This is a genomic window from Agromyces atrinae (assembly GCF_013407835.1).
GTDB classification, from domain to species: domain Bacteria; phylum Actinomycetota; class Actinomycetes; order Actinomycetales; family Microbacteriaceae; genus Agromyces; species Agromyces atrinae.
The window spans coordinates 1,836,312-1,855,417 of record NZ_JACCBI010000001.1 but is presented as its reverse complement, the minus strand read 5'-3'; the positions used below and the strand labels follow the sequence as shown (position 1 = coordinate 1,855,417).

General features: G+C 70.9%; 16 protein-coding genes. 10 read left to right on the top strand and 6 right to left on the bottom strand.

Annotated elements, in window-relative coordinates:
- Position 1: 1 nt before the first annotated feature.
- A complete protein-coding gene (locus BJ972_RS08795) occupies positions 2–883 on the top strand; it encodes a hypothetical protein (RefSeq protein WP_129173774.1) in 882 nt (293 codons plus the stop codon).
- 370 nt (positions 884–1,253) lie between these two features.
- On the opposite strand, the gene BJ972_RS08790 is transcribed toward BJ972_RS08795, so the two are convergent.
- The 3 genes from BJ972_RS08790 to eccD are packed head-to-tail and all read right to left on the bottom strand — an operon-like array spanning position 1,254 to position 5,230.
- Positions 1,254–2,567, bottom strand: a complete 1,314-nt coding sequence (locus tag BJ972_RS08790; protein WP_129173775.1) for a S8 family serine peptidase — start codon at positions 2,565–2,567, stop codon at positions 1,254–1,256.
- Positions 2,564–3,889: a type VII secretion protein EccB gene (gene eccB, locus BJ972_RS08785; RefSeq protein ID WP_129173777.1), complete on the bottom strand. Its 1,326-nt coding sequence runs from the start codon at positions 3,887–3,889 to the stop codon at positions 2,564–2,566. Before eccB ends, BJ972_RS08790 begins: the two co-directional genes overlap by 4 nt.
- 3 nt (positions 3,890–3,892) lie before the next feature.
- Complete coding sequence (gene eccD / locus BJ972_RS08780) at positions 3,893–5,230, bottom strand: type VII secretion integral membrane protein EccD (RefSeq protein WP_129173779.1); 1,338 nt, start codon at positions 5,228–5,230, stop codon at positions 3,893–3,895.
- 253 nt (positions 5,231–5,483) lie between these two features.
- Between eccD and BJ972_RS08775 the strand changes: the two genes are divergently transcribed.
- From BJ972_RS08775 to eccCa, 8 genes are all read left to right on the top strand, one after another.
- A complete protein-coding gene (locus BJ972_RS08775) occupies positions 5,484–5,801 on the top strand; it encodes a WXG100 family type VII secretion target (protein WP_129173781.1) in 318 nt (105 codons plus the stop codon).
- 40 nt (positions 5,802–5,841) lie between these two features.
- A complete protein-coding gene (locus tag BJ972_RS08770) occupies positions 5,842–6,123 on the top strand; it encodes a WXG100 family type VII secretion target (protein ID WP_129173783.1) in 282 nt (93 codons plus the stop codon).
- A gap of 99 nt (positions 6,124–6,222) precedes the next feature.
- Positions 6,223–6,600, top strand: coding sequence for a hypothetical protein (locus tag BJ972_RS08765; protein WP_164989898.1), 378 nt, complete (start codon positions 6,223–6,225; stop codon positions 6,598–6,600).
- Entirely contained in the window at positions 6,597–7,916 is a 1,320-nt protein-coding gene (locus tag BJ972_RS08760; RefSeq protein WP_164989899.1) for a S8 family peptidase, read from the top strand. The genes BJ972_RS08765 and BJ972_RS08760 overlap by 4 nt, the downstream gene beginning before the upstream one ends.
- A gap of 2 nt (positions 7,917–7,918) precedes the next feature.
- Entirely contained in the window at positions 7,919–9,334 is a 1,416-nt protein-coding gene (locus BJ972_RS08755; protein WP_129173787.1) for a WXG100 family type VII secretion target, read from the top strand.
- 133 nt (positions 9,335–9,467) lie between these two features.
- A complete protein-coding gene (locus BJ972_RS08750) occupies positions 9,468–10,835 on the top strand; it encodes a hypothetical protein (protein ID WP_129173789.1) in 1,368 nt (455 codons plus the stop codon).
- 56 nt (positions 10,836–10,891) lie between these two features.
- Positions 10,892–12,214, top strand: a complete 1,323-nt coding sequence (locus BJ972_RS08745; protein ID WP_164989900.1) for an RDD family protein — start codon at positions 10,892–10,894, stop codon at positions 12,212–12,214.
- A complete protein-coding gene (gene eccCa, locus BJ972_RS08740) occupies positions 12,211–16,167 on the top strand; it encodes a type VII secretion protein EccCa (protein WP_129173793.1) in 3,957 nt (1,318 codons plus the stop codon). The genes BJ972_RS08745 and eccCa overlap by 4 nt, the downstream gene beginning before the upstream one ends.
- Before the next feature lie 116 nt (positions 16,168–16,283).
- Here eccCa and BJ972_RS08735 read toward each other — a convergent pair whose 3' ends face one another.
- A complete protein-coding gene (locus tag BJ972_RS08735) occupies positions 16,284–16,580 on the bottom strand; it encodes a hypothetical protein (RefSeq protein WP_129173795.1) in 297 nt (98 codons plus the stop codon).
- Between the two features lie 73 nt (positions 16,581–16,653).
- Between BJ972_RS08735 and BJ972_RS08730 the strand changes: the two genes are divergently transcribed.
- Complete coding sequence (locus BJ972_RS08730) at positions 16,654–17,289, top strand: Pr6Pr family membrane protein (RefSeq protein WP_129173797.1); 636 nt, start codon at positions 16,654–16,656, stop codon at positions 17,287–17,289.
- A gap of 96 nt (positions 17,290–17,385) precedes the next feature.
- Here BJ972_RS08730 and BJ972_RS08725 read toward each other — a convergent pair whose 3' ends face one another.
- Together BJ972_RS08725 and BJ972_RS08720 are read right to left on the bottom strand one after the other, a co-directional pair.
- On the bottom strand, positions 17,386–18,135 hold the full coding sequence (locus BJ972_RS08725) for an alpha/beta fold hydrolase (protein WP_129173799.1): 750 nt from the start codon (positions 18,133–18,135) through the stop codon (positions 17,386–17,388).
- Positions 18,132–18,785, bottom strand: coding sequence for a YqaJ viral recombinase family protein (locus BJ972_RS08720; RefSeq protein ID WP_129173801.1), 654 nt, complete (start codon positions 18,783–18,785; stop codon positions 18,132–18,134). Before BJ972_RS08720 ends, BJ972_RS08725 begins: the two co-directional genes overlap by 4 nt.
- Between the last annotated feature and the right edge of the window lie 321 nt (positions 18,786–19,106).

The following is a 19,106-nucleotide window of genomic DNA, read 5'->3' as shown; positions in this document are numbered from 1 at the left end:
GATGGCGACCGATCGATCCTCCCAGCCCGAGTCTCCGGAGACCGTCGACAGCCCCGACGACGACGTCGACGGCACCGTCGTGGTCGACCGCGAGACGGATGTCGACGAGGGGACCGTCGTCGTCGACCGTCCTGCGCCGGTGGATGAGGGCACGGTCGTCGTCGACCGTGCTGCGCCGGTGGATGAGGGCACGGTCGTCGTCGATCGTGCTGGGCCGGTGGATGAGGGCACGGTCGTCGTTGATCGAAGTGCGCCCGTGGATGAGGGCACTGTCGTCGTAGATCGTGCTGGGCCGGTGGACGAGGGCACGGTCGTGGTCGACCGAGGTGCGCCCGCTCCCGTGGATGACGGGACCATCGTCGTCGACCGGGATGCTCCCGTGGCCGATGACGGCACCATCGTCGTGGATCGCGATCGAGCGCCGGCCGATGCTCCGACCACCGAGGACGGCACGATCGTCGTCGGTCGACGCGCGAAGCGGGATGCCGCGGATGCGCCCGACACGTCGGCACCGGCTCCGACGAGCGACGGCGACCGCCCCGTCAAGAAGTCGTCGGCACCCGCTCTGCGGCTCCTCACGCGTCGCGGTCGACGCGCCCTCACGCCCGCTCCCATCGACCCGGCGCTGCTGCGATCGTCGGTCGTCGCACCAGGACCGGGAGCGATCGACCCGTACGCGCCGCGTGAGGTTCCCGAGCCCGCGGCCCCGCCCGTCGGGCTCGCCCCCGCTCCGCCCGCGACGCGCGTCGTCGACGGCAGCCTGCCCTCGGTCGAGCGTCGCTCACGTCGCGTCGGTCTCATCGCGCTCGGCGCCGTCGCTCTCGCGAGCGTCGTCTCGGTCGTGGGTCTCGCGGCCCTCGTCGTCACCGCTCTCGCCGTCTGACGCCCCGCCCTCAGTTCCAATGCCGCGCCCGCGGCCCCACACCGCACCCGCGGCATCCGCCCGCGGCATCCACCCCGCACCCGCTTGCCGCATCTGCCAGCCGCGCCGCGCCTGCGTGCCGTTCTGGCGGAACTCAGCGCGACACACCGCTGACGAGGCATCCCTGGTCGGCGCGTCGTCGGAATCTCCGCTGTAACGGACAGAGAGGGGAGAGCGAGGAGCGGGGCGCGGAAGGTAGGGGCCAGGGAGCCAGGGAGCCAGGCAGCCAGGGAGAGGTCAGGAGCAGGCAGGGGCCAGGGAGCAGAGGCCAGGGAGCAGGCAGGGGTCAGGAGCAGGCAGTGAGCAGGGACAAGGCAGCAGAGAGCTGCGACTACTCGTACTCGTCGACCGACTCGCGCTCGAGGAGGCCGAGACCCGTGGGCGCGGCGACCGCCGCAGCGACGGTCTCGCGCTCGGTCTGTCGGCGACGACGCAGGATGATGACGGTTCCGATCGTGCCGAGGGCGGCAGCCCCCGCGACGGTCAGGAGCGCGGTCGCCTCGGCCGTCAGCACGAAGGGCGACGGGTCGGAGTTCGGGGTGACGACGGCGCCGCCCGGGCGCACGGCACTCGCCGAGGTGTCGAAGAACGGTCCCTCGGGGCCGCGCGTCGTCGCGTCGGGCAGCAGCGTGATCGCACTCGCGGGCTGGATGAGCCCCCAGCCGTTGACGTCGTCGCGGCGGTCGGGGTCGGTGCGCGCGGCGGTCGCCTCGAGCCGGTAGGCCCACTCGTCGGGGCCCTCGCCGGGGTGGGCGGCGGCGACGAGTGCCGCAGCCGCGCTCGTGTACCCCGTCGCGAAGCTCGACGACGGCGCATCGGACGCGTAGATGCAGTCCCCGGCACCCGTCGCCGACGTCGCGACCTCGGCGCCGGGAGCGGCGACATCGACGTGCGGGCCGTGGATCGAGTCATCCGTCACCACACCGCTGTTGTCGGTCGCCGTGACCGCGAGCGCCGCATCGTACGCCGCGGGGTAGCGCGGGCCGTCGGTGGTGTCCTCGCTCGTCGCGCGGTTGCCGGCGCTCGCGACGACGAGGCTGCCGCGCGAGTGGGCGAAGTCGACGGCGTCACGCAGTGCGCCCGAGTCGGCGTAGTCGCTCAGCGAGACGTTGATGATCGTCGCGCCGTTCTCGGCGGCGTAGCGGATGCCGGTCGCGAGGCGTTCGGTCGTCGGTCCGAAGCCGTTTCGCACCGATTCGTCGTCGGTTCCGCGGAAGACGCGCACGGGCATGACCTTCGCATCGGGCGCGAGGCCGATAACCCCCGAACCGTCGACGGCACGCGCGGCGATCTGCCCGGCGATGGCCGTGCCATGGCCCTGCGGGTCGCTCAGACCATCGGCGCGTTCGCCGTCGCCCACGAGGTCGATACCGCCGACCACGGCGTTCTTCAGGTGCGGGTTGGAGCCGTCGATACCCGAGTCGACGACGGCGACGACGATGCCCGCGCCCGTGCTGCGCGCCCACGCGGCATCCGTCTGCAGGAGCGGGAACGCGAGGGGCGCGTCGGGGGAGAACGCGATGTTGCCGGGCGCGCATTCGTTCGAGGCCGCGATCGCGACGGTCGTCGGTGCCGGCGCCGCGATGAAGCCGGCGAGAGCCACCGCGCCGAAGGCCGCACTCGCAGCGAGTCGCGCGAACCTCATCGTGAGCTCGACGCGTCGGTGCTCGGGCTCTGGCCGGCGGCCTCGGGGGTGAGGCTCGGGCCGGCGGCGAAGAAGTCGATCCACGAGGGGATGACGGGGCCGACGTCATCCGCCGCATAACCGAGGCGTTCGATGAGGTCGGTGTTCGTGCCGGGGATGGGGAACGCGGTGCCCGACTCGTCGAGGAGCACGCGCGGCGCGGCGGCGCCGGCCTGGACGAGTGCGCCCGCTCCGATGTCGACGGTGACACCGGGGGAGTCGATGGTGGCGCTCGGAGCCGATCCGAGCGAGGTCGTCGCGACACCGAGTTCGTCGCCGAGCACGGCGCACGGCACGGTCTCGGCGTCGAGCTCGGTGAGCACGGCGCTCGGCCAACCGGTGCCGCCGGCCGGCGTCGACGCCGTCGGGAGGTTCGCGATCTCGGCGGGGCTGACCTCGCGCTCCTCGGCATCCGCTCCGGTTCCGAGGAGGTAGAGCTGGTAGGCCAGGGGCGAGAGCGGTGCGAGCTCGCGCGACTTCAGGACGACGTAGCGCTCGTCGTCGGGGGTGCCCTGGGCGTGCACGACGGTGCCGACGGTGAGGTCGGTGCCGCGGAGGCTCGCGCCGGCGTCGGAGAGCTCGATGGCTTCGAGCTCGTCGCCGGGCTCGAAGAGGTTGAGCCAGCGCCCCTCGACGGCGACGGGGCTCGCGGCGCCGAGGCCCACGGCTCGCAGCACCGCGTTCGCCTCGTCTTCGGCGACCGCATAGCGGAAGCCTCCGGAGACCACGAAGAGATCGCCGTCACGCGAGACGACGGCGCCGTCGCCCGCGGCGGGCGTCGCGTCGGGTGCCGCGGAGATCGAGACGGCGGTCTGGGCGTCGCCCGAGACGCACGCGGTCCAGCCCGAGTTGATGAGGTCGTCGGGAGCCGGCAGATCGTCGGGCGCGCCCACGATTCCGATCGTGTCGCCGATCTCGATGCCGGCGAGCGTGCCCTGGTCGGTGCTCACGACCGTGAAGTCGCCCGCGGGAATGAGGAGTCGCGCACTCGCCGTGTTGATGACGGGGTGGAGCACGCCTTCGACCGAGAGGTAGCGGGCGCCCGTGTCGCTCGCGAGCACGAGCCGGTTGTTCTCCCAGCCCTGGGGCAGCCCCGGGCGGATGAGTCCGTAGAACACGCCGCCGAGGATGACAGCAGCGGTCAGCGCGATGCCGGCGATGACGGCCCGGAGGGGCTTTGCGGGGTCGAGTTCTTTGCCGCCCGGTGCACCGCCCGTGAACGCCGACAGCAGACGGCGCCGGCTGAAGCCCTGCGCCTCGATGAGATCTTTCTTGGTCGCCATCGCTCAGGCGAGCCCGGCGGTCGCGACCCCGAGGGGCAGCAAGAGGGCGAGCGCGATGACCTCGACCGTGTCGGCGACGCGGCCGATACGGAGACGAGCGCGAGGCGACAGCAGGGTGAGGCCGACGAGGAGCGCCGTCGCCACGAGGAGCACGATGAGCAGGCCGATGCGGAGATCGGGCTGGGTCAGGATGACGGTGAGCCCCGTCGCCGCGAGGCCGAGGGCGCCGAGGGCCATGAGCGTGAGGACGCCCGCGCGAGCGTAGGTCTGGCGCGACTGGAACATCATGCCGACGAACGCGAGGGTCGTGAGCAGCGCGCCCGTGACGCCGTTCGCGGCGATGAGCGGGGTCGCCGCGAGAGCCGCGAGCCCGAGGGCCATGCGCAGCGCGACGAGCACGCGGGCTCCGGCCGCCGCGCGGCGCTTGACCTCGTCGGCGTCGATGGGGTCGGGAGCGGCGAAGATCTCGGCGTCGGTCTGAGCCGAGACCACGCGGATGCGGGTCGTGCTGAGCGCGAGCCAGGGCAGACCGTTCGCGAGCGTCGCCGTCACGGCGAGCATGATGGCGTACGGGCCGACGGGGTCGAGGCCGAGGCCCGCCGTGATCGTCGCCGTCAGGCCGATGCTCGCGCCGAGCACGACCGGTACGAGGTGGATCTCGGGCTTCTGCGGCGTGAACGCGAGGCTGATCCCGCCGACGACGATGAGACCAGCGCCCGCCGCGGCGAGAGGCCAACCCCAGATCACGTCGCCGGGAACGGCGAGGAAGCCGGCGATGCCGCCGTAGGTCGCGGCAGCGAGCCCGAGAGCGGCACTCGCCTCGGGCTGGCGCAGACGGCCCAGCACGGCGGATGTCGCGACGAGCACGACCGCGCCGGCGGCGGCGAGGATCGCCGAGAGGCCGAGCTCGCGACCGGTGCCGAGGAGGAGCAGGGCGCAGAGGGCGAGGAAGGTCACGCTGATGGCGAGAGCCGTGCGCGAGCTGTCGTTCGGGGTCCAGGAGTCGTGCTGCTCCTTGGTCGCGTCGATGACGGCCTCGACGACGTCGTCGTAGACGCGCGCTTCTGCGAGGAGGCCGCCGCGGACGAGGGTCAGGAGTTCGCCGTCGTGGACGCCCTGAGCGCCGGCGCCGCGCGCGGGATCGAGGACGCCGCCGTCGGCGCGATGGAGCGCGTATCCGCCATGGGCGAGCGTCGGGTCGAGCAGCCCGAGGCTCCGTGCGAAGCCGGGCAGCAGCTCGACGAGCGGAATCTGCGCGGGCACGGCGACATCGAGACGTCGGTCTTCGCTGACGACGGACAGCCGAAGGACCGCCCCCGCCGCGATCGCGGTCTGGCTCATGATTCTTCCCCACTCGAATCGATCGCTCGGCACGGCCGACGATCGCGTTTCACTCTAGAGGATTCCTCCGACGATCTGAATCGAGCGGGCCCGCGCGCGTGCAGGATTCATACAGGTTTGTCCACCGGGAATTGCCGAGATCGGATTCGTCCTCTACTTTGTAGGAGGTGACGCATTTGGGGGGCAAATCGCGGCCGGATGTCGGTCCGTTCCCCTCAAGACGTCTTTTCCAGACGATTGAGAGGAGTGAGTCATGGCAGAAGTCATTTCCGCTGAAGAAGGCGCCCTGCGCAAGGGCGCACAGGCGGTTCGTGAGACGAAGACCGGCATCGATGGCCAGGTCAAGAAGGTTCGCGGCGAGATCGAGCAGCTGCGCGGCTACTGGTCGGGTGCGGCCGCCGTGTCGTTCACGACGCTGATGACCCGGTGGGACGAGCAGACCCGCAAGCTCAACGAGGTGCTCGTCACTCTCGAAGACGCGCTCTCGGGCACGGAGCGCGACCAGGCTGCGACCGAAGAGCAGCACCAGTCGACCATCTCGGGCCTCGGCTCGATGATGTCCGGCGCGTAGGTTTTCGAGAAGACGAGAGAAGGAGTTCAGCATGCAGTCGATGTCAGTTCGTCCGGAGCAGGTCCAGGCGCTCGCCGGTCAGATTCGCGGTGGAGCCCAGGGCATTCGTGCCGAGCTCGACCGCCTCGAGTCGGAGGTCGGCAAGCTCCGCTCCGCATGGGGTGGTGACGCTCAGCAGTCCTACGACGTCGCTCAGGCGCAGTGGAACAAGTCGCTCGCCGAGCTGCAGCAGCTGCTGCAGCAGATCTCGGGCAAGACCGAAGAGATCGCCTCGCAGTACGTTCAGAGCGACAAGTCGTCCGCAGGACGCTTCGCGCTCTAGCAATCCCCCTGCGCCTTATGCCCGGTCGGTGACGACCGGGCATAAGGCGTCGTCGGCGGAAGACCGCCGCCGGAAACCGAGAACTCAGGAGTAGGCAGCATGGCTCTCATCAACGTGATGATGGATGATGTCGTCAGTGGACTCAACGATCTGATCGAAGGCTCCAGCAGCCTTCCGACGCCCGGCGAGGTATCGAGCCAGGGCACGGGCGTGGGGGTCACGTCACCGTTCCGCGCCGAAGTGAGCGCGACCGCGACGTCGGTCAAGGCCGCTCTTCGCGCCGTCGCTGCTCAGCTGCGTGCCTCCGACGAGGACATTCGCGCGACCGTCGCCGCGTTGCTCGAGAAGGACGAGACTCTCGCCGACGAGGCGAACCAGCTCCTCACCTTCCTCGATTCGATCCCCGACGTCGTCGTCACGCCGGCCGATCGCGCTCTGGGCGCGAACAACCCGAAGACCGGTCAGGTCATCGCGTGAGTCGTCCCGGCCGTCGCTGGGCAGCGGTGCTCGCCGCTGCTGCCCTCGTTGCTCTTCCCGCCTCGGCCGCTGCGGCCGCCTCGGTGGACGACGGCTTGTGGTACATCGACGCGTTCAAGGTGCCCGCGGCATGGGACGCCGGACTCACGGGCGAAGGTCTCACGATCGCCGTCATCGACACGCCTCTCTACACCGGGCTCCCCGCTCTCGCTGACGCCGACATCACCGTGCGCGAGCCGTCCTTCTGCTACGTCGACGGAGAGGCCGTGCCGGCGACGTCGTCGGATGCGTTGACCGCGTCGCACGGCACGAATGTGCTCGCGCTCCTCGCGGGAAACGGTGTCGGTGCCGGCGGCAACCCGGGCGTGACCGGTATCGCGCCCGATGCGAAGTATCTCTTCTACACGGCTGCTATCGACGTCCCCGAGGATGGTTCGGGTTTCGACAACTCCGGCATCGAATGCCTGGATGAGAACGGTGACAAGCAGGCCAGTATCGTCCGCGCCATGGAGGAAGCGATCGACGACGGGGCAGACATCATCTCGATCTCACTCGGCGGCAGCGGCGGTACCGGTGCCGACGACGTGATCCTCCGCGCGCAGCGCGAAGGCGTGATCATCGTCTCCGGCGTACCGAACACCCTCGTCGAGGACTTCGAAGAGATCTGGCCGGGCCGTGCCAATAGCGTCGTCGCCGTCAACGCCATCGGGGCGGACGCGACCGTGCAGACGACCGACGGCGTGACGAACAGCTTCTCACGCGTGACCGTGGCCGGCCCCGGACTGGGAATGCTCTGGTACGGCGGGGACGCGACCGACGACTGGGACGTGCCGGTACTCGCCGACGGCACGTCACTCGCCACACCCGTCACCGCGGGGTTCATCGGGCTGGTGAAGCAGAAGTACCCCGACGCGACGTCCAATCAGATCCTGCAGTCGCTCATTCACAACACGGGCACGGGCAACCCCGACCTCAACTACGACGACGCCTACGGCTACGGGATCGTCTCGCTCACGACGATGCTGGCGACCGACCCGTCGTCCTATCCTGACGAGAACCCACTGATCGATGCTTCGGGTGACCGGATGCCGCTCGCCGTCGACTTCGCAGACGACGCGGAACAGCCGCAGCCGAGCGCCTCCGACGCACCGACCGCGGGGGAGGACACGCCCGCAGCGGACATCACTCCACTCGTGATCGGTGGAGTGGTCATCGGGCTCGTCGTGCTCGCCGCGCTCATCATCACGATCGTCGTGCTCGCGCGGCGCAAAACGACTTCGCCGACTTCGGCATCACGCAATTCGGGAGGGGAATGACCATGGGTGAGTACGAGAACCAACTCAACAACATCGCTGCCGGGCAGAACTGGGACATCGAGAAGCTTCGTGTCGTTCAGATCGCGCTCGCGAACCTCAGCCGAACGATGAGGACGCTCGCCGACTCTCCGGGGTGGGAGGGAACGTCGGCCGACGCGGCGCGCGAGCGATTCCAGCTCATCGGCAAGCACTTCACGCGCATGGAAGATCTTGTGAGCGAGGTCGAGAAGACCATCGACAACGCCAACCAATTCCGCAACGAGGTGGCGAGTCAGGCCGGAGACCTTCCGTCGACGAACATCGACCCGTTCTGGCGCAATGCCGTCAAGGGGGCATCCGTCGTGGTGCACCCGATCCTCGGCCCTCTCGCGTCGGAGAACGCCCTCGGTGCGATCGAGAACCTCCTCGGCAACCAGCGGGAGGCGAAGGCGAAGGAAGCCGTCGAGAAGCTCGACAAGGGGCTTGAGGGTCACCGTGACTCGCTCGCCGCGCGCCGCGCCGCTCTCGACGACGAGACGCGTCGTGTGAGCAGCTACCGCAACGACGGCCCGTATCCCATCCCTGACCCCATCCCCGATCCCACGCCCGGCGGCACGGGCGGGCCTGGCGGCCCCTCGGGCCCCCGAGTTCCCAGCGTGACCGGCCCCGGTGGCGCGGGCGGCAGCGGCGGCCCCGGCGGAGGTTCCGGCGGCGGCGTCGGCACCGTTCCGAACATCCCTGGCGGGCCCGGACCTGTCCTCCCGCCGGGCTACCCGGTGTACCCCGGCGGCGGCGGCGGAGGTGGCGGTGACTACGTACCCCCCGTTCCCGGAGTGAACCCTCCGGGCGGCGGCGGCGGAGGCCCGTCGGTCGATGACGGTGGTCTCGGCGTTCTCCCCGGTGGCGGCGGAGGCGGCGGTGCCGGCGGAATCGGCGGCCCCGGTGGAATCGGTGGCCCGGGCGGAATCGGTGGCGGCGGAGTCGGCTCCGGTGGCCTCGGCGGCGGCGCTGCGGGTCTCATCGGTGGCGGCGCAGGAGCTGCGGCTCTCGGCGTCGGTTCGAAGATCGCCGGCGGTGGCGCCGGCGGCTTTGGCGGCGGCGCTTTCGGTGGCGGCAGCATCGGTGGCGCGTCGGGTGCCGGCGCGGGTGCCGGTGGAATGCGTTCCGGCGGTCTCCTCGGTCAGGCCGGTGCCATCGGTGGCGCCAACGGCGCAGGCTCGGCGAGCGGTGCAGGCGCCGGTTCGGGCGCGGGCTCGTCCTCCGGTTCGGGCGCGGCCGGCGGCCGTCCCGGCGGAATGATGATGGGTGGCCAGGGCGCCCCCGGCGAGTCCGAGAAGAACAAGGGACAGGGCCTCGGCGGCCCCGTCGCCCCGAAGCTCGAAGACGACGAAGAACGGGGACCGCGCTCGAAGGGCGCCGGTGCCGGAGGTCGCGGCTAGAGCGACATCCTCTTCTCCACTCATCCGGCCCCGGTTCTGTCGTACCGGGGCCGGATGAGGTGGCAGGATCGACTACGGGGGCGCAGCCCCTTTTCGGAACTTTCGGGAACGATGCGGGGCGAGCAGGTGATCGATGAGTAACCCGACGGTCGAACGACGTCGACTCGCGCTCGTCACCGACCTCGGACGCTACGACATCGCCGTCGCCGTGGGCGAGACCCTCGGCTATGCTCTCCGCGCGGGCGGCATGCCCGTCGCCGACGGCCGTCATGTCGTGCTCGATCGCGATGGCCGCGAGATCGCTCCCGAGACGCGCGTCGGCGACCTGGTCGATGGAGGGCTTCTGACGGTCGTCGACCTCCTCGCGCCGACCGACGATCCGGTCGCTCGGCGGGCCCGCGAACGGCGAGAGTCGCGCGTCGACTACGGCAGCGCCTGGTGGCTGCTCGCCATCATCGGGCCGCTCGCGTGGGCCGCCGTCCTGCTCGGCTCGGTCGACGCGGTGCTACGCCTGACCTCGAGCGTCGTGCTCGGCGCCGGTGCGATCGTCGCCGCCGTCATGTGGGTGCTCCGAGCCCGGACGGGCCTCACCGGCTCGGTCGCGCTCCTCGCTCCCGTCGCACTCGCCTTCGCCGCGGGCGCCCTCGCGACGCCCGCGGGCCTGGAAGACGGGATGCGGCTCGCCGTCGTCGCCGGTTTCGTCACCGCGGCGATCGTGACCGCGGTGCTCACGGCGACGTCCCGCTCGTCCGATCTCGCCGCTGCGGCGGGTACCGTGACGATCCTGCTCGCTTCGCTCGCCGCGGTCTGGGGCCTCGCGCTCCTGCTGCGCTGGGAGGGCGCCGCCCCGGCGGCACTGACGCTCGGCATCGTCCCGCTCGCTCTCCGCGCCGTGCCGAGCACCCTCGTGAACCTCCCCGAGGGCTACTTCATCGACTACAAGCACTTCATCGGCAACCGCTGGACGGTCCGCGGCGCGATACCCGAGTCGCCGGCATCCATCGATGTCGACACCGTGCGCTCGATCGTCGACGGATCCTCCGCCCGCCTCGTCGCCGGCACCATCGTGCTGAGCCTCTCCGCCGCGGTCTTCGCCCCGATCGCCTTCCTCCGCCCGTGGGGCGACGATCCGTTCGTCGTCTCGGGCGGCATCGCGCTCCTCGTGTGCCTCGGCATCACGCTCGTGCTCACTCCGCGGCACACCACCGGCGTCCTTCTGCGGTGGATGCCGCGAGCTGCGGCCGCGGTCGTGCTCGTCGTCGCCGTGCAACTGACGCTCACGAGTCTTGATGCGCTCGGGCTCGCGCTCATCGCCGCCGGCCTCTTCGTCGTCGCGGTCGTCGCGGCCTTCGTCATCGTGCCGGTGTCGCGCGGATCGGCGTCGCTCGCCTGGTCGCGGACGGGCGACGTGATCGAATGGATCGCGGTTGCCCTCGCTCTGCCGGCCGCGCTCCTCTACGCCGATGTGTTGACACTGCTTCGTGGAATGATGGCAGCATGAGCGACCGCGGTGGATTCCCCGGCCGCCCGGGGGTTCCGGCTTTGCCGCCTTCGGGCGTGCCCTCCCTCCCTCCCGGCCTCCTCGCGCCGCAGCCCGGTCTCGAGGGCACGGCACCTCCCGCGGCAGCTCCCGCGGCAGCTCCCGCTGCCGCTGCTCCGGTGGCGACCGTCGATGCCCCTGTCGCAGAGTCCGCCGAGCCGGCAGCGCCGCGACCGCCGATCACCGAGGCGCGCCCTCGTCGTGCCGCGCCGTCGCTGCCCCCGACGTTCAGCGGTCGACCGGCGACCCCCGGAGTCCGCCTCGGGGCGTTCAGCATCGACGTCGCCGTCGTCTCTCTCATATCCGTGATCGTCTTCCTCGCCACGGCGAGCCCCGTCTTCGCAGCCCTCGCCGCCGTCGAACTCGCCGTCGCGCTGTGGGTCGTCGAGTCGCGCACGGGAGTGACCGTGGGCAATGCGATCCTGCGCATCCGCACCGCTCGTGAAGAGGGTCCTTTCTCGCCCGGCGTCGGTCGCGGATTCGTCCGCTGGTTCCTCACCGGCGCCGGATTCCTCGTCGCGATGGTCGGTGCGTGGGCCGTCGTCGCCTCGAGCGCCTGGGATGCCTCGGGCCTCCGCCGCACATGGGCCGATCGCGCCGCTCGCACCGTGGTCGTGGCCGTGCCGCGTCGCGTGCGGGTCGCCGCAGAGACCCCCGTGCGCTCCGACGCCGTCGTGCTGCAGGCTCCGCACCTCGTCTCGACGAGCACGCGCGGGGCCGCGGTCGACGACGACTCGGCGAGCGTCTCGTTCACCGGCGCTCCGGGCTCGACGCCCATCGCGACCGAGGCGGCAGCCGTGCGCGGCGCCATCACCGAGGCTCCGGGCAGACGCGCCGCAGAAGCCCCTGCGCCGGAGCAGGCACCCGTGGCTCCGGCCGCGCCCGCTCCTCAGCAGGGACGCCGTGCGGCAGGCGTGCCCGTCGCGGCCGACCAGGCCGCACCGCCCGCGGAGATGGCTGTCGCGGCCGAGCGCGGAGCGCTCCTCCTCATCTTCGACACCGGTCAGCGCGAGCAGCTTCCGACGCCGGTCGCCGTGAACCTCGGCCGCAACCCCTCGGCGACCGAGCAGTCCGACCGTCTCATCACCGTGCGCGACCCCGAGTCGACGGTCTCGAAGACCCACCTGCGACTCGAGCACTCACGAGGGCGCACGTGGGTCACCGACAACGGCTCGACGAACGGTACCGAGATCCGCAGCGACGACGGCGACTCGGCCCCCCTGCTGCCCGGCAATCGCGCGCTCCTCGACGAGGGCGATCGCGTACGCATCGGAAATCGCACATTCACCGTCAGCCTCCTCATGGCGCACGACGACGCCGGAGGAGAGAAAGCATCATGAGCGGACCACGACTCGCACCACCCCGGGTGCCCTCGGGCACCATCACCGTGCAGGCCCCTCCCGAGCTCACCCCGGGTGACGGCGCCGGCGGCATGCTCACGTCGATGCTGCCCATGCTCGGCTCGATCGGTGCGATCGTCATGGTGAGCGTCTCGAACACCGGCCCGACAGGCTTCCTCACCGGTGGCATGTTCCTGCTGTCATCCCTCGGCTTCGTCGCCGTCAACGGATGGCGGCAGCGCTCGCAGCGCACGACGGCGACGCTCGCTGCGCGCCGCGAGTACCTCGCCTACCTCACCGAGCTCCGCAAGACCGTGCGCGTCGCTGCCCGGCAGCAGCGCCGATCGGCCAACTGGGCGCTGCCCGCGCCGTCGACGCTGCCCTTCATCGCCGAAGAGCGCACGCGTGTGTGGGAGCGTTCGCCGGGCGACACCGACTTCCTCTCGGTGCGCGTGGGAACCAGCGACCAGCCGCTGTGCCTCGCGCTCGAAGCGCCCGAACTGCCGCCGCTCGCGCAGCTCGACCCGGTCGCGGCATCGGCCGCGCACCGCTTCATGCTCACGCACGAGACGCAGAAGAACCTTCCCGTCGGCATCACCCTGCGCGACTACGCGCGCATCGAGGTCACGGGCGGCGAAGCCGAAGCGCGCGGTCTCGCCCGGGCGATGCTGCTGCACGCCGCGACGATGCACGACCCCGACAGCCTGCAGATCGTGATCGCGGCCGAGGACGCCGCGCTCCCGCAGTGGGAGTGGGCCAAGTGGCTGCCGCACGCGCACTCGCGCCGTGTGAGCGACGCTCTCGGGCCGGCGCGCATGATCGGGTCGTCCGTCACCGAGCTCGGCGAACTGCTGCCGTCCGACGTGCGCGAGCGCCCGCGCTTCGCGCGCGACGGTTCGCCCGCGAAGACCCCGCACGTCGTCTTCGTGACCGACGGGGCGCACATCCCGATGAGCGACATCCTCCTCGCCGGCGACGGCACGAGCGGCGTCACCGTCATCGACCTTCCCGCTCGATGGGGAGAGCTCGACGATCCCGACGCGCTGCGCATCGCCTTCGACGACTCGGGCGACGCGGCCGAGCTCATCACCCTCCAGCTTCCCGCGCGCCGGTTCACGCCCGACACCGTGAGCATCGTCGAGGCCGAGGCGACGGCTCGTCGTCTCATGCCGCTCTACTCGATGACGAGCACCGAGAAGACGACGCGCGGATCGACGAAGCAGGAAGAGCTCATCGACCTGCTCGGCCTGCCCGACGTGCGCGACATCGACTTCGACGTCGCGTGGCAGCCGCGCCTTGAGCGCGACCGCCTGCGCGTGCCGATCGGTCAGGACACGACCGGCCTGCCGATCGTGCTCGACATCAAGGAGTCCGCCCAGCAGGGCATGGGTCCGCACGGTGTCATGATCGGTGCGACCGGTTCGGGTAAGTCGGAGGTGCTCCGAACGCTCGTGCTCGCCCTCGCGCTCACCCACTCGCCCGAGCAGCTGAACTTCGTGCTCGTCGACTTCAAGGGTGGCGCGACCTTCGCCGGCATGGCCGGCATGCCGCACGTCTCGGCCATCATCACGAACCTCGGCGACGAGATCTCGCTCGTCGACCGATTCCAGGACGCCCTGCAGGGCGAGGTCGTGCGCCGCCAGGAGCTGCTGCGCGCGTCCGGCAACTTCGCCAACGTCTCCGACTACGAGAAGGCGCGTCGCGGTGGCCGCACCGACCTCGCACCGCTGCCGGCCCTCCTCATCGTCGCCGACGAGTTCTCCGAGCTGCTCGCCGCGAAGCCCGAGTTCGTCGAGAGCTTCGTCAACATCGGTCGCGTCGGCCGTTCGCTGCAGGTGCACCTGTTGCTCGCGTCGCAGCGCCTCGAAGAGGGCAAGCTCCGCGGCCTCGACACCTACCTCTCGTACCGCGTCGGTCTCCGCACGTTCTCGGCGGCCGAGTCGCGCTCGATCCTCGGTGTGCCCGACGCCTACACGCTTCCGCAGCAGCCCGGTGTCGGATTCCTGAAGAGCGACACCGAGACGATGACGCAGTTCCGTGCGGCGTACGTCTCCGGACCTCCGCCCCGTCGACGCCGGGCCATCAGCTCCGGCACGAGTTCGTCCGGTTCGAGCGAGGCGTCGGTCGAGCTCTTCACGGCCGCCCCCTCGGCCAAGCCCGAGCCGACCGACGACGCGCCGGCCATCGAGCCGACCGTGAGCGAGCCCGAAGAGAAGCGATCGACGTTCGAGATCGCCGTCGAGCGGATGTCGGGTCGGGGCCCCGTCGCCCACCGCGTGTGGCTGCCGCCCCTCGAGACTCCCGCGACGCTCGACCAGCTCTTCGGCGACCTCACCGTCGACCCCGCACTCGGCCTCGTCTCGCGTCAGTGGCGCGCCGTCGGCGGACTCACGGTGCCGCTCGGCATCGTCGACGTCCCGCTCGAGCAGCGCCGCGAGAACCTCGTGATCTCCCTCGGTGGTGCCGCCGGACACATGGCGATCGTGGGTGCGCCGCTCAGCGGCAAGTCGACGCTCGCCCGAACGACCATGGTCGCGCTCGCGCTCACGCACACGCCGCTCGAGGTGCAGTTCTTCGTGCTCGACTTCGGTGGCGGTAGCTTCTCGGGCCTGCAGAGCTTCCCGCACCTCTCCGGGCTCGCGACGCGCTCCGAGCCCGACGTCGTGCGACGCACCATCGCCGAGGTCATGGGTCTGCTCAACGCCCGCGAGGTGTACTTCCGCCAGAACGGCATCGACTCGATCGACACGTACCGTCAGCGCCGGGCCACGGGTCAGGTCGACGACGGCTACGGCGACGTCTTCCTCGTCATCGACGGCTGGTCGACGCTCCGCGGCGAGTTCGAGGCGCTCGAGGCTCAGATCCAGACGATCGCCGCGCGAGGCCTTACCTACGGCATCCACATCGTCATCACGGCCGCGCGCTGGATGGAGGTCCGCGCGAACCTCAAGGACCTCATCGGCACGCGCGTCGAGCTGCGTCTCGGTGACTCGACCGACTCCGAGATCAACCGCAAGGCTGCGGCGAACGTGACCGCCATCCCCGGACGCGGTCTGAACGCCGCCGGGTTGCAGATGCTCACGGCGCTGCCGCGCATCGACGGTGTCGACGACGCGTCGAGCCTCGCCGACGGCGTCGACCACGTCATCGAACAGGTGACCGCCGCGTGGACGGGGCCGGCCGGCCCGAAGCTCCGTCTGCTGCCCGAGAGCATCTCGCTCGACGAGATCCGCCCGCTCCTCGCGCCCGACTCGCGCGAGATCGTGCTCGGCATCGACGAGGCAGACCTCGCGCCCTTCACGATCGATCCGCTCGAGGAGCCGCACCTGTACCTGTACGGTGACTCCGACTCGGGCAAGTCGTCGATGCTGCGCGCGTACGCCCACGAGATCATGCGCCTCTACACGCCGAAGGAAGCGAAGATCTTCGTGCTCGACTACCGTCGCGCACTGCTCGGCGAGATCCCGCAGGAGTACCTCGGGGCGTACCTCACGGCTCACGACATGGCGATGAGCGGTGTGGCCGAGCTCGCCGCGTTCTTCCAGAGCCGCATCCCCGGACCCGACGTCACCCCCGAGCAGCTGCGGTCACGGTCGTGGTGGACGGGCGCCGAAGGCTTCATCCTCGTCGACGACTATGACCTCGTGTCGACGTCGCTCGGCAACCCGCTCGCCGCGATCGCCCCGCTCCTCGCCCAGGCGAGCGACCTCGGCCTCCACGTCATCCTCACCCGACGTGCGGGCGGTGCGAGCCGTGCGGCCTACGACCCGATCATCCAGCGCCTGACCGACCTCGGCACGACCGGCATCCTGCTGAGCGGAAACCCGGAAGAGGGCCAGCTCATCGGCAAGGTCAAGGCTGCACCCGCCGTGCCCGGCCGCGCGCAGATCGTCAGCCGCAGCCGCGGTGTCGTCGCCGCTCAGCTCGCCTGGGTGCCGCCGCACTTCTCCTGAGCGGCGGCGCGCGGGGCGCTCTGACCGTTCCGGCGGATGTCGGATGCGACGCGCCGCGCACACGCCGTCGCGCTTCGCGTGTCGCACCCGTGTTCCGCCGTAACGGTCACACGCGTCTACGACGTCGGTGAATCGCCGGAGCGCGCGGCGCGGATGCCGAGGGCAGTCATCAGCACGCCGAAGACCGTGACGACGAGCGAGAGGAACGTGATCACCGAGATCGCGAACCACGCGGGTACGCCGGACCTCCGACTCCCGACGTGTTCGGTGAGGTCTCCACCCGTGCGTGCGGAGATGTAGACGGCGCCCGCGGCGAGGAGGAGACCGACGACGACGACGATCCCGCCGCCGATGACGGACTGCCGGATCGTGGGGTTTCGGCGCGGGCGTGGTGCGGGATCGTGCTCAGACATCCCTTCCATTATTGCGAGCGTGGCGCGCTCTCGCAGCCGCCGCTAGGCTTCGACGACACCCGAGGGAGGGCCCGTGAAACCGCTCGTCATCGTGCTGCGCATCGCCGCCGCGGCCGCCATCGTCATCGCGATCGTCGGTCAGTTCGTGCAGAGCTGGAGCATGGTGCCCGACCGGCTCGCTTTCGTCGTCAACTTCTTCAGCTTCTTCACGATCCTCTCGAACGCGCTCTCGGCGATCGTGCTCGTCGTCGGAGTCGTCTACGCGGTCGCCGGTCGCGTCGACCCTCCGACCTACAACCTCGTGCGCGCGTGCATCGTGACGTACATGGCGACGACGTTCGTCGTCTACAACCTCCTGCTGCGCGACATCTCGCTCGACCAGGCGACGACGGTGGCGTGGTCGAACGAGATCCTCCACGTGTGGGCGCCGCTCTACCTCGTCGTCGACTGGCTCATCGCACCGGGTCGCACGCCCATCGCGTGGCAGCGGTTCTGGCTCATCGCCGTGTTCCCTCTCGTGTGGGCCGTGTACTCGATGATCCGCGGGCCGATCGTCGGCTGGTACCCGTACCCCTTCCTCAACCCCGCGAACGGCGGCTACGGGGCGGTCGCGGTCTACGTCATCGCGATCGCGGCGTTCATCCTGCTCGTCGGCGCGGGTGTCGTCGCGCTCTCGCGCACGCGGCTGCCCGCCGCGCGACGGGGCTGAGTTCACGACGAGGCTGAGCTCGCGACGGGGCTAAGCGGGCGCCGGGGCTGAGCGCGCGATCGCCCGAGCGCGCGTCATCCGCTCGCCGGGCGCGCGTCAGGCGAGGTGCCGCGCGACGAACGTGCGCAACGCCTCGGTCTGCGCGGCGAGCCCGTCGTCGCGCGCTGGCAGACGCTCGAGCGGCGCCCCGAGGCCGCCGGCCCATTCCTCCGCAAGGGCGAAGGGGTGCACGGGGTCGCGGGGTGCGCCGATCACGGCCGTCGCGACATCGCCGAGGCCGGTGAGTTCGGCGGATGACGCGTAGGCGCGGTTCCGCGGAACCTCGATGAGTCGGATCGACCGGCCCGTGGCATCCGTCGCCCGGAACTGCGACAGGAGGCCGCGCCCGCCCGCGGGGGAGGCGAGCTCGATGCGGTGGTATGCCTCGCTCTGGCGGAACACGCGGGCGCCCTCGACGGGGCCGCGCGAGCGGAGGAGCTCGCCGATGACGGGGAAGGGCGCGAGATTGTCGGCGAGGGGCACGCTGCCGAAGGCGGGCCGCACGAAGATCGCGCGCTCGATCGGTACGAGGCGACGGAGCGCGATGCGGAGGGCGATCGCGGCACCCATCGAGATGCCGATGAGGGTGACCGGCCCGTCGAGCGTGCCGACGCGGGAGAGCGCGTCGTCGGCGAGTCGGTCGAGGGCGTAGTCGGCGGCGGTTCCGAGCGAATGGGCCGCGGTGCCGTGAGCGCGCACGTCGGGGGCAGAGACGTCGTCGTGGCCGAGCGCATCGAGCACGGGGGAGAAGAGGCCGAGCGGCTGAGTGCTGTCGGCTCCGAGCCCGTGCAGGAGGAGTGTCGTCACACGTCGGTCCGGAGGACCATCGGCCCCCGGGCCGGCCGCGGCGGGCGGCCGAGGGCGGCGAGGAGCGAGTCGGCGAGGTGCACGAGCAGCTCGATCTGCGAGTCGTCACGATCGACCCACCGGCATTCGGGGTCGCCGACGGGTCGGAATCCTTCGTGCTGCTCCCACACGACGAGGGTGCGTTCGGCGCCGAGCACGTACTGCTGCCACCACACCTGTCGGAGGTAGGCGCGGGGGATCGAGCGCCACGGCTTCGACGTCGTCTTGATCTCGGCGAGCTCGAGGCGGCCGTCGGCGCGTTCGACGAGGCCGTCGGGCGTCGCGAGGTGTCGCCGATCGGCCTCGGCGTGGAAGAGGAGCGAGCTCGCGTCGATGCCGTGCTCGCGCAGCACCCACTCGGCGATGACGGGTTCGCGCTCGCGGCCGTGCTGCGTGTACGAGTTGCCCGAGAACGAGCCGTGGAACTTCTCCCACGCGGCCGTCTGGATCGAGGCGGCCGACGAGAGCTTCGCGACATCCGTCGCCGTGATGCCCTGCGCGCGGGCACGGAGCCACGCGACGCGATCGCCCGAGTCGGCGACGATCCGCTCGCGGTGCGAGAGGCGGGGCGCCGGGTCGCTCACGAAGAGCGAGAGCGGCACCTGTTCCATGCCTTCGAGACTACTCGCGCCCGCCGTCGCTCCTCCGGCGCCTCACCGCGCACGCGCACCCCCGCCCCCGCGAGCCCAGTCTCGGCGTCACGAATGTGCTGTTCCGACCCCGCGAACAGCACATTCGTGACGCCGAGACTGAAGGCCGAAGGGGGAGGAGCGCGAGGGAGGGGCGGAGGGAAGGAGCGGCGAGGGTTGACCTCGGGGGTGGATGTCGGGGAGGATGGAACCCGGGCCGGGAAAGCGATTTCCCGATCCGGCTCGTCAGTGTCGACAGTCGAAGGAGCGCTCCTCACCGACGAGAGCACACCACTCATCCCT